22 protein-coding genes and 1 other annotated feature are annotated in these 15,651 nt (G+C 43.1%); of the genes, 21 read left to right on the plus strand and 1 reads right to left on the minus strand.

What is annotated here, in order from left to right; translation table 11 throughout:
• Positions 1-54: 54 nt before the first annotated feature.
• The 21 genes from mutM (at position 55) to V3C97_RS02765 (ending at position 15,336) form a co-directional block, all read left to right on the plus strand.
• A complete protein-coding gene (gene mutM, locus V3C97_RS02665) occupies positions 55-882 on the plus strand; it encodes a bifunctional DNA-formamidopyrimidine glycosylase/DNA-(apurinic or apyrimidinic site) lyase (protein WP_009554841.1) in 828 nt (275 codons plus the stop codon).
• Complete coding sequence (gene coaE, locus V3C97_RS02670) at positions 882-1,499, plus strand: dephospho-CoA kinase (protein ID WP_338434395.1); 618 nt, start codon at positions 882-884, stop codon at positions 1,497-1,499. Before mutM ends, coaE begins: the two co-directional genes overlap by 1 nt.
• 9 nt (positions 1,500-1,508) lie before the next feature.
• The gene (nrdR, locus tag V3C97_RS02675) at positions 1,509-1,979 is read left to right on the plus strand and encodes a transcriptional regulator NrdR (protein WP_338434396.1); all 471 of its coding nucleotides are present in this window, start codon (positions 1,509-1,511) and stop codon (positions 1,977-1,979) included.
• A gap of 14 nt (positions 1,980-1,993) precedes the next feature.
• Complete coding sequence (locus tag V3C97_RS02680) at positions 1,994-3,343, plus strand: DnaD domain protein (protein WP_338434397.1); 1,350 nt, start codon at positions 1,994-1,996, stop codon at positions 3,341-3,343.
• 13 nt (positions 3,344-3,356) lie between these two features.
• Positions 3,357-4,277: a primosomal protein DnaI gene (gene dnaI / locus V3C97_RS02685; RefSeq protein WP_338434398.1), complete on the plus strand. Its 921-nt coding sequence runs from the start codon at positions 3,357-3,359 to the stop codon at positions 4,275-4,277.
• A gap of 315 nt (positions 4,278-4,592) precedes the next feature.
• A complete protein-coding gene (gene thrS / locus V3C97_RS02690) occupies positions 4,593-6,407 on the plus strand; it encodes a threonine--tRNA ligase (RefSeq protein WP_338434399.1) in 1,815 nt (604 codons plus the stop codon).
• 48 nt (positions 6,408-6,455) lie between these two features.
• Positions 6,456-6,585, plus strand: a sequence feature (ribosomal protein L20 leader region).
• 55 nt (positions 6,586-6,640) lie between these two features.
• Positions 6,641-7,141, plus strand: a complete 501-nt coding sequence (infC, locus tag V3C97_RS02695; RefSeq protein WP_009554828.1) for a translation initiation factor IF-3 — start codon at positions 6,641-6,643, stop codon at positions 7,139-7,141.
• Positions 7,142-7,169: 28 nt separating this feature from the next.
• Positions 7,170-7,370 (plus strand): 50S ribosomal protein L35, encoded by a 201-nt coding sequence (rpmI, locus tag V3C97_RS02700; protein ID WP_009554826.1) that lies wholly within the window; start codon positions 7,170-7,172, stop codon positions 7,368-7,370.
• An 88-nt stretch (positions 7,371-7,458) separates the two neighbouring features.
• Positions 7,459-7,818: a 50S ribosomal protein L20 gene (gene rplT / locus V3C97_RS02705; protein WP_009554824.1), complete on the plus strand. Its 360-nt coding sequence runs from the start codon at positions 7,459-7,461 to the stop codon at positions 7,816-7,818.
• 122 nt (positions 7,819-7,940) lie between these two features.
• A complete protein-coding gene (locus V3C97_RS02710) occupies positions 7,941-8,471 on the plus strand; it encodes a YqeG family HAD IIIA-type phosphatase (RefSeq protein ID WP_009554823.1) in 531 nt (176 codons plus the stop codon).
• Positions 8,464-9,573 carry a ribosome biogenesis GTPase YqeH gene (gene yqeH / locus V3C97_RS02715; RefSeq protein WP_027826155.1) on the plus strand — a complete coding sequence of 370 codons (1,110 nt, stop codon included), beginning with the start codon at positions 8,464-8,466 and terminating at the stop codon, positions 9,571-9,573. The genes V3C97_RS02710 and yqeH overlap by 8 nt, the downstream gene beginning before the upstream one ends.
• Before the next feature lie 24 nt (positions 9,574-9,597).
• Entirely contained in the window at positions 9,598-9,903 is a 306-nt protein-coding gene (yhbY, locus tag V3C97_RS02720; RefSeq protein ID WP_009554819.1) for a ribosome assembly RNA-binding protein YhbY, read from the plus strand.
• Positions 9,904-9,924: 21 nt separating this feature from the next.
• The gene (locus V3C97_RS02725) at positions 9,925-10,560 is read left to right on the plus strand and encodes a nicotinate-nucleotide adenylyltransferase (RefSeq protein WP_338434400.1); all 636 of its coding nucleotides are present in this window, start codon (positions 9,925-9,927) and stop codon (positions 10,558-10,560) included.
• Positions 10,560-11,159, plus strand: coding sequence for a bis(5'-nucleosyl)-tetraphosphatase (symmetrical) YqeK (gene yqeK, locus V3C97_RS02730; protein WP_027826152.1), 600 nt, complete (start codon positions 10,560-10,562; stop codon positions 11,157-11,159). The genes V3C97_RS02725 and yqeK overlap by 1 nt, the downstream gene beginning before the upstream one ends.
• An 8-nt stretch (positions 11,160-11,167) precedes the next feature.
• Positions 11,168-11,521 carry a ribosome silencing factor gene (gene rsfS / locus V3C97_RS02735; RefSeq protein WP_009554813.1) on the plus strand — a complete coding sequence of 118 codons (354 nt, stop codon included), beginning with the start codon at positions 11,168-11,170 and terminating at the stop codon, positions 11,519-11,521.
• On the plus strand, positions 11,522-12,256 hold the full coding sequence (locus V3C97_RS02740; protein WP_027826151.1) for a class I SAM-dependent DNA methyltransferase: 735 nt from the start codon (positions 11,522-11,524) through the stop codon (positions 12,254-12,256).
• Positions 12,257-12,264: 8 nt separating this feature from the next.
• The gene (locus V3C97_RS02745; protein WP_338434401.1) at positions 12,265-13,410 is read left to right on the plus strand and encodes a nucleotidyltransferase; all 1,146 of its coding nucleotides are present in this window, start codon (positions 12,265-12,267) and stop codon (positions 13,408-13,410) included.
• 76 nt (positions 13,411-13,486) lie between these two features.
• On the plus strand, positions 13,487-14,035 hold the full coding sequence (locus V3C97_RS02750) for a YceD family protein (protein WP_027826149.1): 549 nt from the start codon (positions 13,487-13,489) through the stop codon (positions 14,033-14,035).
• A gap of 68 nt (positions 14,036-14,103) precedes the next feature.
• Entirely contained in the window at positions 14,104-14,280 is a 177-nt protein-coding gene (rpmF, locus tag V3C97_RS02755) for a 50S ribosomal protein L32 (RefSeq protein WP_009554804.1), read from the plus strand.
• 154 nt (positions 14,281-14,434) lie between these two features.
• Positions 14,435-15,025 (plus strand): ribosome biogenesis GTP-binding protein YihA/YsxC, encoded by a 591-nt coding sequence (gene yihA / locus V3C97_RS02760; protein WP_009554802.1) that lies wholly within the window; start codon positions 14,435-14,437, stop codon positions 15,023-15,025.
• Positions 15,026-15,036: 11 nt separating this feature from the next.
• On the plus strand, positions 15,037-15,336 hold the full coding sequence (locus V3C97_RS02765) for a nucleoside triphosphate pyrophosphohydrolase family protein (protein ID WP_009554800.1): 300 nt from the start codon (positions 15,037-15,039) through the stop codon (positions 15,334-15,336).
• Between the two features lie 73 nt (positions 15,337-15,409).
• Here V3C97_RS02765 and V3C97_RS02770 read toward each other — a convergent pair whose 3' ends face one another.
• The gene (locus V3C97_RS02770) at positions 15,410-15,550 is read right to left on the minus strand and encodes an SPJ_0845 family protein (RefSeq protein WP_169439831.1); all 141 of its coding nucleotides are present in this window, start codon (positions 15,548-15,550) and stop codon (positions 15,410-15,412) included.
• Between the last annotated feature and the right edge of the window lie 101 nt (positions 15,551-15,651).

Genomic DNA, 15,651 nt, shown 5'->3' on the forward strand with positions numbered 1-15,651 from the left:
GATTTGTAAATTTGTGATAATATAAAAATTAATAAGGGACGAGGAGGAGCGAAGATGCCAGAATTACCTGAGGTAGAGACGGTACGACGTGGATTGATCAAGTTAGTGCAGGGCAGGACAGTAAAAAAGGTAACGGTCTTATATCCCAAAATGATCGAGAGTGACCTGACGGAGTTTGTGACGCAACTAACGGGTAAAAAGATCCTGACCGTTGACCGGCGGGGAAAATACTTATTATTACGGTTTTCGGGCGATTTGACGGTTGTATCGCATTTACGGATGGAAGGAAAGTATTTTGTTCAACCCCAGACACAACCGTTGGAAAAGCATACCCATGTAGTGTTTGACCTTGATGACGGGCAACAGTTGCGCTACAACGATTCACGTAAATTTGGCAGAATGCGCTTAGTGCAGACAGGACAAGAAAATGACCTCAAGTCACTCCAAAAATTGGGACCAGAGCCATTCGCACCAGAATTTACCGTGGATTACTTTGCGCAAGCACTACACCGGCGCAAAAAAGCTATAAAAACCGCGCTACTTGACCAAACGATTGTGACCGGATTAGGAAACATTTATGTTGATGAGGTTTTATGGATGACCAAGATTCATCCGGAAACTCCTGCTAACCATGTGACACGGTCAGAGATTACTGCCCTGAGGCAAAATATCATTGCAGAGTTACAACGGGCGATTACCGCCGGAGGGACAACCATTCGTTCATATACCGATGCTTTCCGCAATATGGGGGAGTTTCAATTTGCATTAAATGTTTATGGCAATGACGGTCATCCCTGTCCACGGTGTGGTACTATAATTGAAAAAATTAAAGTTGGGCAACGGGGGACACATTTTTGTCCGCAATGTCAAAAGGTAGAATGATGACATACGTTTTAGGAATTACTGGTGGAATAGCTAGTGGAAAATCAACTGTTAGTCAGTATTTAGCGCAAAAAGGGGCTAAAATTATTGATGCCGATGCAATTGCACAGATGATAGTTGCACCCGGAAGCCAGGGGTTGCAACAGGTGATAGCACATTTTGGTAAGGCATATCTTGCCCCAGACGGTAGCTTGTTGAGGCGTAAGCTGGGTCGGTTAGTCTTTTCTGATCCTAAACAATTAGCAAAATTGAATGAGATTACGCACCCGTTAATTAGGGAAGAAATCCTGATGCAGTTGCAAAAGTACCGGCAAAAAGGTGTTGCAGTGGTCGTGTTAGATATCCCATTATTATTTGAAGGGCACTATGAACAATATTGTGATGCCGTATGGGTAACAGTAGTTGACGAAACTATTCAGTTAGCACGATTACAGCAGCGGAACCAGTTACCCAAAGTGGAAGCTCAAGCCCGGATTAAGGCCCAAAAAGACAATACTTGGCGAATTGCCCACGCAGATTGGACTCTTGATACTGGAAAGGGTCCTCTTGGGTGGAAACCACAAGTAGACCAGTGGTTTGAGCTCCGCCAGATTAGATTTTCTAAGAAAAAAGAGTAGGTGAACATAATGAAATGTCCAAAATGTCATGAAGAAGGATCACGGGTGGTTGATAGTCGTCCAGCAGATGAAGGGCATGCAATTCGGCGTCGCCGCGAATGTACAAATTGTGGTTTTCGCTTTACGACTTTTGAGCGGGTAGAAGCCACCCCATTATTGGTTATCAAAAAGAACGGGACGCGGGAAGAGTTTAACCGTGAGAAGATCCTGAAGGGGATCGTGCGGGCGACTGAAAAGCGTCCTGTTGGCATGGATCAAATCACCACGATCGTCAATCAAGTTGAAAATAAGGTGCGGTCAGTGGGGGGAACCGAGGTTTCTAGCCAATTGATCGGTGAATATATCATGGGAATTTTGGCCGATGTTGATGAAGTGGCATATATTCGTTTTGCCAGTGTTTATCGCCAATTCAAGGACATGGCGGCTTTTCGGGATGAGCTAGAAGAATTAATGGCACGGGATAAAAAGGCTAGGAAGTAGAAAGGAAGATCGCGATGGAGCAACAGTGGCAACACTTGGCAGGAAACGATGGCTATGTTGTTATTGCTACCGATAATATTAGTGGGGCGGACTTAGCAACCATTACGCGCCTGTATCAGCCCATCGTTGGGCCAGGAGCCGTGGGCCTATATGCCACACTGCAAACCACGTTGACTCCCGAACCGCTAGTTAGTGAACGGCGTCCTCTAAAAGATCTTTTTGTACAGCTGAATTTTGGGATCGAGGATTTGGCAACTGCAGCCCAACAGTTAGTCCAAGTCAACTTGCTCCAGGTTGTCCGCCAGCACGATCAGCTGGGAAACTGGGTCTTGTTGGTGATGAATCCGCCGTTGTCACCAACTCGTTTTTTTGATGATCCACAATTAAGTGAACGATTGACAGCAAGTATTGGCACGGGGATGGCTGCTGCGTGGAAACGCGAATTATCTTTTAATACGCCTGCAATCCAGCAGCTACTGCGGCAAGCAGTGGGGGACCAAGTACGAGCTAAACAGTCACCTATTTGGGCTGATGTGGCAGTAACCCTGCCAGCCACCAACCCAATTGATTTTGAATTTGTCGACCAGCTTCTACATAAGAAAACTTATCTGGATACAAGTAATTTCAAGCAAAATATCCGGGTTGCTTATAGTGTAGGCGTTATGTACGGACTTAACGAGTTAGCGTTGGTGAATTTGATTGATTCAGTAGCGGATGAACAGGGTCACGTTGATTTTAACCAACTTAGCAACCAGGCAATGGCACGTTATAGTTCACAGGCTAAGGTAGGAAAAAAGAGAACAGCTGCGGACCAAACTTCAACTGAAGTAAAGCTAACAGCAGCTGAGCAAAATTTGGCAACTGCTGCCAAAGCATATCCACCAATGGCGTTTTTGCAGGCTATTTTTGAACAAAAAAATGCTGCGCGCAATACAGCTAGTTTTCCGACACGGGCGGATAAATATGTGGTGCAAAACTTGTTACAGCAAGGAATAGCTCCAGGAATTATTAATATTATGTTGCATTATTATCTGGTGGATCAAAATTTTGATAATTTACGGGCCGGTACGGTTGAACGTACCATTTCCAACTGGGGAGCTAATCGGGTGCAGACACCGGAACAAGCGATTGTTTATGTGCGCCAGTGGAAAGAAAAAAGAACCCAAGATCGCACTGCTCGTAGGCAGAAGCAACGTGTATTTAGTAAAGAAAAGTTACCCCAATGGGCCCAAACACAAGCACAGACACAAAAGCCAGGACAAGAGAAGCGGGCAAATGCGAAAGCTATGGGTCAGTCAGAATCACAGACAAAAAATGATATTGATCAAGGATTAGCCGATTTGGATCGTTTGCTGGGTAAATAAGGAGGAATATTAAATGGAAAACATGGGCAGAATTTTACGGAGTAAATTCCCCCGGGAAAACCTCCATGAATATCAAGAAATACTACGCCAGTTGGCACAGGACAAGGAGATCCAACAGTTTATTATGCAGTCTGAAGTCCCAGACGCCCAGGCTTTTATTGCGACAAATGCAAGTAAATTATATGAGTACTATGACGTTAAGCAAAAAATTGCAGCGGGGCAAAAAACCTTCATGCCGGGCTATACGCCGGCCTTGAGCTTGGTGCGGGGTAAAGTTGAGGTAACTTATATTCCTACCGCTGAATTAGTGCGGAAACAGCAGGCACAGGCAGCTCAAAAGCGGTTTACTACGATCAATGTTCCGAAAAGTATGCGTAATGCAAACTTCAGGAACTATCAGCGGGAAGAAGGGCGCGATGCTGCCTTATTAGCAGCAGTTAATTTCGTTAAAGAGTATGTGTCAAACCCGGGTGAATTTCACCAGGGCTTATACCTAACCGGTCCATTTGGGGTGGGAAAAACGTACTTGATGGCTGCCATGGCTCATGAATTAGCCCGTAAAGATATTGCTTGTACTTTAGCCCATTTTCCATCATTAGCAGTTCGTTTCAAAGATAGTATTTCAGAAAATGTTGTCCTTAAAGAGATCAACGGTATCAAACAAGCGCCAATTTTAATTTTAGATGATATTGGAGCTGAAACGATGAGTGGCTGGTTGCGGGATGATGTTTTAGGGGTTATCTTGGAGTACCGGATGCAAGAGGAATTACCAACCTTCTTCACGTCCAACAAAACGCAAGCTGAACTGGAAGAACATTTAGCATACAGCACTAACTCCGTGGTGGAACCCTTGAAGGCTAAGCGAATTATGGAGCGAGTACGGTATTTATCTAAAGAAATGGCAGTATCGGGCAAGAATTGGCGGCGCAATTAGTTACAAATTTTCCTTGCCTTCAATAACATGTAGTGGTTTAATAAATGTAAATCTAGTTAAGGACAAACGGTCAACCATAAACAGGGATGATTGAGGGACTGAGAACAATCAAAGGTTGACTTACCACCATAACCAATAGAGCTGGATGCAAAGTCGAGCCGGGTAGTTTCCGTTACCAACTATGAGAGGAGTAGACTAGGTCTACTTGAATGTGGGTGGAACCACGTTATTAAAGATGTTAATGACGTCCCTAGTGCCGTATTTAGACGGTGCTAGGGGCTTTTTTATTTAATTTATAAAAAGGAGATTGAGATTATGGCACAAGTTGCAGTAATGTTACCAGACGGTTCAGTTAACAAAATTGATCGTGATTCTCAGGAAGGCTTGCAAGCCCTGCGTGAATCAGTTGCTTTCTTCTTACGGGGAGCATTGACTGATAGTTTTGCTGGGATTCGCTTAGGGGAATATGTCGGCGCTAAAGACAGTGACGAAGGTTTTTACGTTGATTCAGACCGAGATGAGATGCAAGTTTCTGTCGATGAATTAGCGGCTTTAGAAGCAAAAATTAAGGAATTTGCGAAGGCAAACTTGAAGGTTGAACATGTTGTAGGTGATGTTGATGAATTAGCAGCCCAATATGCAGCAGATCCTTATACAGTTGAATTGCTCCAAGAAGCAGCTCAAGACGGTAAGGTAAACCTCTACAAGGCAGGGGATTTTGTTGCTCCTGCCAATGCACCAATCCTGGTATACTCTAACTTAATCAAGAACTACAAGTTATTATCAGTAGCTGGGGCTTACTGGAAGGGAATGTCTTCCAACCCAATGCTGCAACGGATTTATGGGACGGCTTTCTATAAGAAAGATGACTTAGAAGCAGACCTACAACGGCGTCAAGAAGCTAAGGAACGCGACCACCGGGTAATCGGGAGCCAATTGGACCTCTTCTTTGTTGATCCAAAAGTTGGTGCTGGTTTACCATATTGGATGCCAAAGGGGTCCACAATTCGGCGGACGATTGAACGTTACATCATCGACCGGGAAGTAGCCGATGGTTACCAACACGTTTATACTCCGGTCTTGATGAACCTTGATGCTTACAAGACATCAGGTCACTGGGAACACTACCGGGATGACATGTTCCCACCAATGGACATGGGTGATGGCGAAATGTTGGAATTGCGGCCAATGAACTGCCCAAGCCATATCCAAGTCTACAAGCACCACTTGCGGTCCTACCGTGACTTACCATTGCGGATTGCGGAATTAGGGATGATGCACCGTTATGAAAAGTCTGGGGCTTTATCAGGTTTACAACGGGTGCGTGAAATGACGCTCAACGATGGGCACACTTTTGTTACCTTGGATCAAATTCGGAGTGAATTTGCTAAGATCTTGAAGTTGATCATGAGTGTTTATGAAGACTTTGACATTACTGATTACACTTTCCGCCTTTCCTATCGTGATCCTAAGAATACTGAAAAGTATTATGCTAATGACGAAATGTGGGAACAATCCCAATCCATGTTAAAGGCAGCCATGGATGACTTGAACTTGGATTACTATGAAGCTGAAGGGGAAGCCGCATTCTATGGTCCAAAGTTGGACATTCAAACTAAGACAGCTTTGGGAAATGAAGAAACAATGTCTACTATTCAGCTAGACTTCATGTTGCCAGAACGCTTTGGTCTCAAGTACACTGGTAAAGATGGTCAAGAACACCAACCAGTTATGATTCACCGTGGGGTTGTGGGAACAATGGAAAGATTCATTGCCTACTTAACGGAAATCTATAAGGGAGCTTTCCCAACATGGTTAGCACCAGAACAAGTGCACATCATTCCTGTTTCTGATGACAAGCATGGTGAGTACGCTGAAGACTTAGCAGCTAAGTTACGGGCAGCTAACGTGCGGGTTGTGGTTGACCATCGTAACGAAAAGATGGGTTACAAGATTCGGGAAACTCAAACCCAAAAAGTTCCATACACATTGGTTGTCGGAAATGATGAAATGGCTAACCAATCTGTTTCTGTTCGGAAATACGGGGAAGACAAGGCTGCTACGCTTGCATTTACTGACTTTGAAAGTGAACTGCTAGCAGATATTGCAAGTTACAGTCGGAAAAAATAATTGTAAGTCTTGACAGGAAGGATATTGCCTGCTAGACTACTAAGAGTTGAGAAAAAGCAGAAGCACCCGCTTCTCGCCTAAGGGACAGTGGTCCCGGGGCAGATATTAGTGAAATTAATTCCGCTAAAAACGGATTAGGGTGCTGGCTATTATTGAATGCCAGCACCTTTTTTACATCTGTCTGCACTTTCTCTGAATTTATTTGGAGGTGAAGCACCATAGCATTTGATAAGATGGTTAATGAAGGCATTCGGGCTCGCGAAGTTCGGTTGATTGCCAGCGATGGTTCACAGTTGGGCGTAAAGTCCAAGCAGGAAGCTTTAGCCATGGCTGAACAACAAAACTTAGACTTAGTTTTAGTTGCGCCAAAGGCTAAGCCACCGGTAGCACGAATCATGGATTATGGTAAATATCGCTTCGAGTTGCAAAAGAAGCAACGAGAAGCTCGGAAGCGTCAAAAGACTGCCAACGTTAAGGAAGTACGTTTAAGTCCAACAATTGACACTAATGACTTCAATACAAAAGTTAGAAATGCTCACAGATTTATTTCCAAGGGAGATAAGGTACGGGTTTCAATTAGATTTAAAGGCCGTGCAATTACTCACAAGGATATTGGTCGTGAAGTACTTCAAAGATTTGCTGAAGCAACTCAGGATGTTGCCTCCGTTGAATCTAGAGCTAAGATGGATGGGCGTAGCATGTTCTTAGTGTTAGCGCCTAAAACAGATAAGTAATTACTGTTATAACTAGGAGGATATTATTATGCCAAAACAAAAAACACACCGCGCATCAACAAAGCGTTTCAAGCGTACAGGAAATGGTGGTTTAAAGCGTCATCACGGTTTCACTTCACACCGTTTCCACGGCAAGACTAAGAAGCAACGTCGTCAGTTGCGGAAAGCTGCAATGGTATCTGGTTCAGATATGAAGCGGATCAAGCAAATGGTTTCTCAAATGAAGTAAACTTCATTTGCTACAATAGTTAATTTAACGAATTCTCATTATATGAGATGTCGGTTGAGGCCGGCAATTAACAAGGAGGAATTTTAATATGCCACGTGTTAAAGGTGGGGCTGTTACACGCCAACGTCGTAAGAAGATTTTAAAATTAGCAAAGGGTTACCGCGGTTCCAAGCATGCTTTATTCAAGACTGCTAAGGAACAAGTTCTGAAGTCATACTTATACGCTTTCCAAGATCGGCGTAAGACTAAGAACAACTTCCGTAAATTATGGATCGCTCGGATCAACGCAGCTGCTCGTCAAAACGGGATCAGCTACAGCAAGTTGATGCACGGTTTGAAGTTAGCTAATATCGAAGTTAACCGTAAGATGTTAGCTGACTTAGCTGTTAACGATGCAGAAGCATTTACTGCTGTTGTAGAACAAGCTAAGCAAGCTTTAGAAAAGTAATCTTCAATTAAAAAGGCTGAGGCGATATGTCTTAGCCTTTTTAATTTATTAACCAAATAATATGGTTTTGTCCTAAATGGTTGGTATAATTAACAAAGAAGAAAATTTTGAGGAGTAATTGGATGTTAGGCAAATTTAAACCAACATGGATGGTTGAATCAATTTATGATTTATCGCCAGCTGATTTGAAACGCCATGGAATTAAGGTAGTATTGACTGATCTGGATAATACCTTGATCGCTTGGAATAATCCAGATGGCACACCAGAACTAAAGCAGTGGCTTAAAGAAATGCAGCAAGCGCAAATTCCGGTAGTAGTCGTTTCGAATAATAATCACAAGCGGATTGCGCGGGCCCTTGCCAAACTGGAGTTGCCGTTTATCGCCCGGGCCTTGAAGCCATTAACACGGGGGATTAATCTTGCTAAGAAGCGTTATCATTTGGCTGCTGAAGATGTGATCCTGGTTGGAGATCAGCTAATGACAGATATTTGGGCTGCTAATAACGCCCATATTCGCAGTGTTTTAGTGCGGCCTTTGGTAACCTCTGATGCATGGAATACTAAGTTTAACCGAATGCTTGAAGGGCAGGTTAAGCAGAAACTGACACAGCAAGGTTTTGAGTTTAAATGGAGGAAATCACTAGATGACTGAAGAACAATTACATTGTATAGGGTGTGGAGCTGCGATCCAATCTGAGGATCAAGCACAACCTGGTTATACTCCACAAGCAGCGATCAAAAAAGGCTTGGAGAGTGGTCAGTTGTATTGTCAACGTTGTTTTCGGTTACGTCACTACAATGAAGTAACAGATGTCAATATTACGGATAAGGATTTCTTGCGGTTATTGGATAATATCGGCAATACTGATTCACTGATCGTTAATGTGGTTGATATTTTTGATTTCAACGGGTCATTAATCCCAGGGTTACAGCGGTTTGTTGGGGACAACCCAATTATTCTGGTGGGGAATAAAGAAGACCTCTTGCCTAAGTCACTCAAACGCAGTAAGCTTCAAGATTGGATGCGTCAAGAAGCAAACAAGCAAGGCCTATATCCTGAAGCGGTTATTTTAACCAGTGCTAAAAAAGGTTTTGCGATCGAGCAATTGTTACGCTTGATTGATAAATATCGTCAGGGGCGCGATGTACAAGTAGTCGGGGTAACCAATGTCGGGAAGTCAACCTTGATTAACCGAATCATCAAACAACGAATTGGAATTCAAGATCTGATTACAACGTCTCGTTTTCCAGGAACAACCTTGGATCGGATCGAAATACCGTTTGGTGACGGCAAGAACATGATTGATACTCCCGGGATTATCCATAAAGGACAAATGGCGCACTATCTGACGGGGAAAGCGTTAAAACTGGCAACCCCGCAGAAAGAAATCAAGCCGAAAGTGTATCAGCTTAATGGGGAACAAACCCTATTTTTAGGGGCCCTAGCACGGTTTGACTTCATTAGTGGACCTAAAGGGGTCACTGTTTATGTAGACAACAATTTGATGATCCACCGGACCAAGATGGCAAACGCAGATAACTTCTATACTAAACATGCAGGGGAGTTACTCCAACCGCCTAACCAAGAAGATATGGCTGATTTCCCACCGCTCAAACGGTTTGAGTTTACAGTGAGTGAAAAAACAGATATTGTTTTCGCTGGTTTGGGGTGGATAACTGTCAAACCTGGGGCCAAAGTAGCAGCTTGGGCACCGGAAAACGTTGACGTGGTGGTCCGCAGAGCAATGATCTAATAGATAATATTCATGGAGGGAATTATGCGCGGAAAGCAAAAGAGATATTTACGTAGTCAAGCCCACAATATGCGGCCGGTTTTTCAAATTGGTAAAGACGGGTTGAGTACTGAGTGGCTCAAACAAGTTGAAGAAGCGGTTGAGAAACGGGAATTAATCAAAGTTAATATTTTACAAAATTCAATCATTGAACCTGAAGAAGTGGTAGCATTTCTGGCAGAACACAGTAAGATTGAAGTGGTTCAGGTTATTGGACATGTGCTCGTTTTGTACAAAAAGTCTAGTAAGCCCAAAAACCGCCATTACTCCTTAGAAGTTGAAGCACTGTAGGAAGCAGAGGGGAGTTGATTGGTGGTGGCTACCAAAACGATAACAGATACTGCGGTTGAAACCGTTGTAACTCCTGAATTGACTGGAAAAAAGAAACGAGTAGGAATTTTGGGTGGAACATTTAATCCACCACATATGGGACACTTAATGATTGCAGAGCAAGTGGGGACTCAGTTGGGGTTGGATAAGGTATTATTTATGCCCGACAATATTCCGCCCCATGTGGATCATAAAGCTGCAATCAATGGTTACCGGCGGTTAAAAATGCTCCAATTAGCTATTGCTGATAATAGTTTATTTGCTACTGAAGATATTGAGTTACACCGGGGTGGTATTAGTTATACGGTAGATACGATTAAAGAGTTACGCCGGCTTCATCCTGATACGGATTATTACTTTATCATTGGTGGCGATATGGTGGAGTACCTTCCAAAATGGCGGGAGCCTGAGCAACTAATGCGGATGGTGCAGCTGGTTGGGGTAAAGCGCCCTGGTTATGAGGTGACAACTCCTTACCCTGTGTTGTGGGTCGACACTCCGATGTTGGACATTAGTTCCTCAATAATTCGGGCTAAAGTCAAGCAAGGTCAGTCTATTCGTTACTTGGTTCCAAATGCAGTTGAAGAATATATTCGTGAGAAAGGTCTGTATCAATAATGAAAGAGATTGTTTATCAGGAAAATATTTACCCCGGAACACGGGCAGAGTTGGTTGCACGGTTGCGCGAAGTTCTTTCAGACCACCGTTTTCAGCATGTGCTGGGAGTTGAACAAGCAGCGATCAAATTAGCAGAACAGAATGGATGTTCAGTAGAAAAAGCTAGTGTGGCAGCCCTTCTGCATGACTATACTAAAGAACGATCAGCAGAGGACTTTATTGCAGCTATTAAAGCATACCATCTGGATCCGGATTTATTACGGTGGGGGAATTTCATCTGGCACGGTGTAGTTGGTGCTGAAATGGTGAAAACTGAATTACATGTTACCGATGAGGAAATTTTAAATGCTATTAGACGTCATACTGTTGGTGCTGTCACGATGACTACTTTGGACAAGATTGTCTATGTAGCTGATTATATCGAAGCAGGACGTTCTTTCCCTGGTGTTGAACAGGCGCGGAAGTTAGCAGCAACCGATTTGGACCAAGCAGTGAGTTTTGAAACTAAGCATACAATTCAATTTTTGATGGAACAGAATAAACCAGTCTATCCGCAAGCTATTCTGACATATAATCGCTGGGTAGCAGGGAAAAAATAGGAGGATATATGAACAGTAAAGAGTTATTAGAAACAGTCGTTAAAGCAGCCGACAGCAAGCGGGCAGAGGATACAGTTGCGTTGGATGTTCAAAAAATTAGTATTTTAGCTGATTATTTTGTAATTACTCAGGCAACATCTGACCGACAGGTTAAGGCTATTGCTGAAGCTATTGATGAAGAAGTTAGTGCCCAAGGTGGAACAGTTCGTGATATCGAAGGTAAGAATGAAGCTAACTGGGTGCTGTTGGACTTGGGGGATGTGATTGTTCATGTCTTCAAAGAAGAAACGCGGAAATTCTATAATTTAGAAAAATTCTGGGCAGACGCTGATCGGGTAGATATCAGCGCATGGTTGAAATAATTGATATATACAACTTTTGCACAATTATACGATAACTTAATGGATCCAACTATGTATGAACACTGGTTGGATTTTGTTAAACGTTCTCAGATCCCCACCACAGCCAACTTACTGGACTTAGCCTGTGGGTCTGGACGACAAGCGGTTAAACTTAAACAAGCAGGGTACCAACACGTAACGGGGTTGGACTTATCAGAAGAAATGTTGGCATTAGCAGCGATGCATGCTCAAGAAGCCCAACTTGATTTGCCATTGATTGCTGGTAATATGCTGAATTTACAGGACCTACCGCTTTATGACTGTGTGGTCTGTTTTGCTGATTCACTTTGTTATTTGGCAGATGAAGCTGAGGTTCAACAAGCCATGTTAGAGGTTTGTCAGCATTTAAATGCTGGTGGTAAGTTTTTATTTGACGTAATCACCCCTTATCAAACTGATGTCGGTTACGCCGACTATATGTATAACTATCAAGATGAGAAGACAGCATTTATGTGGGAAAGTTACCATGGTGACGTGCCTGCGAGTGTTATTCACGAGTTGACTTTTTTTGTCAGAGATAACGATGGACGGTATGAAAAGTTAACTGAGACACATTATCAACGGACATATTCATTAGACAAGTACCGGGCGATGCTCAAACATGCGGGCTTTAAGCATGTGCATGTGAGCGCTGACTTCGGTAGGGCAGAGCCACAGGCTGATACTAACCGGTGGTTTTTTGTCTGTGAAAAATAGGAGGGGCAATGCACGCAACGGGAATTATTGCAGAATACAATCCATTTCATAATGGACACCAATATCAAATCAATTGGGTTAAGGAACATTTTCCCGCCACAACTCTGATTATTGCCATGAGTGGCAACTATTTACAGCGGGGGGAACCAGCTTGCTTTGATAAGTGGGTGCGGGCCCGTGAAGCCTTGCAGGCAGGTGCTGATTTAGTAGTTGAGATTCCCTTTGGTTTGTGTATGCAACCAGCTGACCGGTTTGCTCAGAGTGGGGTGGCAGTATTGCAGCAATTGGGAGTTGAGAATCTGGTTTTTGGAGCGGAGCATAGTAACTATGATTTCAAAGATCTAGCTCAAAAGAGTCAAGATCTCACTTGGGATTATCAACGATATAATATCTCGTATGCTGCATTGTATCAGCAGGCAGTCAAGGAAGCCGTGGGTTTTGAAATCACCCAGCCCAATGACTTATTGGGGTTGGCGTATGCGCGGGCTGCCTTAACACTTGCTCCCACTTTAAACCTTGTGCCCATCCAGCGCCAAGCAGCTGGCTATCATGATCAAAAGCTTCCTACTGGGGGCCATATCGCCAGTGCAACGGCCATTCGCCAAAATATCCATGAACCTGATATGGTCAAAGAATTTGTAGGTGCACAAACATGGATGGATATTAAACAGGAAACCAGTGTCACTTGGACAAACTTGTGGCCTTTGCTCCGATACCGCTTGTTGACAGCGACGCCTGAGCAATTAGCCACGATTTATGGAATGGCTGAAGGTATTCAATACCGGATGCAAGAGCAGTTGCAACTAGCTCCGGTATCGCTTGATTTTGATGCCTGGCTTAAAAAAGTAAAAACTAAACGCTTCACTTATACGCGGTTATCACGGTTAGCACTAGCTACTGTTTTGAATATCAGTACGGCTGAAGTAGAACAAGCCTGGGCCCATCCCTTCGTGCGGATCCTAGGCTTTAACCGAACGGGACAAAAATACCTATCAATCCAGAAGAAAAAAATAACGTGGCCCGTAGTGACTAATGTTAACAAGGAGCTGAAAAAGACCTTGTTATCCCTGGATTACCGTGTGGGCAAAGTTTATCAAATGTTCAACTATCAAGAACAAGATATGCGGCGAGCACCCATCAGAATAGGCATTTGAGGTGTCAAGGAAAAAGCATTGACAAAGGTTGTGTCGACAGGTATAATCAATCATGTTGCATTAGGAGGAAATAAGCATGAAGTGGTCGTTAAATGAGTTACGGCGAACGGGTGCTGAACCCTTATCTTTCAAAGAAACAATTGATTTAACTGAACAATTAAAGGCTAAGCGAGCAGATATTCAAGATGTCTCTGCCGTCACGGTAGATGGTTTCTTTACCAATGATCGTTTTGGGATTGTTGTTTATGCTAAAGTTGAAGTTTCTTTGGTTGTTCCATCAACTCGTTCCTTAACTCCTGTTACTCTCAACTTATCTTTTGATTTTACCGAACATTACTTGAGTAAGTTTGAAAAACAAAAGGTAGACGAGTTTGAAGGCGATGACGTAGTTATCGTATTAGATGATGATTATGTTGATCTCCAACCAGTTATTTGCGACAATATTTTATTGCAAATTCCGATGCAGGTTTTAACGGTTGCCGAGGCGGAAGGTGTTGCCCAGCTTGAACAAGGTGAGGGGTGGCAGGTTGAAGTTGAGGACCAAACCGACACACAAAAAAAGAAGGATCAAATTGATCCCCGTTTGGCAAAACTGAAAGATTTTTTTGCCACAACGGATGATTAGTTGCAAAATTGATTAAAGATCAGTAAAATTCTTCTTGTTGAAGATTTTAATTAAGGGAGGGAAACTCAATGGCTGTACCAGCACGTAGAACATCAAAGACACGTAAGAGATTACGTCGGACACACTACAAGTTGCAAGTTCCTGGCATGTCTGCATGCCCAAACTGTGGTGAATTACGTAAGTCACACCACGTTTGTGCAAACTGCGGTTACTATGGTGACAAGCAAGTTGTTGATGCAAAGTAATTTCTAAAATTCACTAGGGACCATGGCCCTTGCGAGTTTTAGCATAGCATCCTGGACGGAAGGTTCAGGGTGCTATTTTATTTTTCTTACTTTAAGGCAAAATAAGTGTTTTTCCATGGTAAAATGATAAGGCGAATAAAAGGAGTGGAGTTATATGCAAGTCAATAATGTAAACCTCCGGATCAGTGCAGTGCGCCCGGATCAATACCCTAAAGATGGCTTTCCAGAAGTTGCGTTTGCGGGGCGTTCTAATGTTGGTAAATCATCACTTACCAACGTGCTCATCAACCGGCGTAATTATGCGCGGACATCAAGCCAACCGGGAAAGACGCAAACGTTGAATTTCTATGATATCGAGTCAAAATTATTCTTCGTTGATGTTCCAGGCTATGGTTATGCCAAAGTTTCTCAAAAAGAACGGGAAAAATGGGCGCGTATGATTGAAACATACTTTTCTGAACGGCAGCCGTTACGTGGGGTAGTAACACTTGTTGATGCACGCCATGAACCGACTAAGTTAGACAAGCAGATGGTAGATTTTTTGCATTACTATGATTTGCCGTTGCTGGTCGTTGGAACTAAGGTGGATAAAGTCCCTAAGAGTCGGCGTAATCGTTGTGTTAGCCAGATTAGAAAGGGCTTAGCTCTCCGTCAAGCTGATCAAGTTGTTTTGTTCTCAGCAGTTGACAAGACGGGAAAAGACGATGTATGGGCTTGGATTGAAAAACAAACAGGCGTTAAGTAGGAGGCAGCATGATGGAATTTAATGAGTATCAAAAGGCAGCAAACCGCACACTTTACGGGACAGAACAAGTGCTAACTAATTGTGCAATGGGATTATCAGCCGAAAGTGGCCAGTTGATCAATTTGATCAAGGATTACACTTTTAAAGGGAAGAAACTAGACCGAGCACAGATGGTTCACGAAATGGGCGATGTACTCTGGTACTTATCACAGATTGCAGAGTGGGCTGATATTCCTTTCGATGAAGTTGCGCAAAATAATATCGATACTTTAAACAAGCGTTATCCAAATGGCTTTGCGCCCGATAAATAATATTTAGCTAAAAAAGGCAGCTACCACGAACTACTAGTGACCTAGTGTTTCGTGATAGCTGCCTTTCGCGTAGTTATTTTTTATCAGCTTTTTGTGCTGGTTGCTTTTTCTTATCCGAATCCTTTTCAGGAAGGTCGATCTTTTTGTCAGGATCGATAGCAAATTTATCAAAAAGCTTTTCTAAATTATTTTGCCGATTAATCTTGAGTCCCATAAGTTCACTTCCTTGCCCAGTGTTGTTGTGCCTAGAATAACAGCTTTACTTAGGAAAAGCAACGTCCTTATTTGTATAAAAAGTGATAAAATGCAAATAAA

Source organism: Ligilactobacillus saerimneri, from assembly GCF_036689625.1.
Taxonomy (GTDB): domain Bacteria; phylum Bacillota; class Bacilli; order Lactobacillales; family Lactobacillaceae; genus Ligilactobacillus; species Ligilactobacillus saerimneri.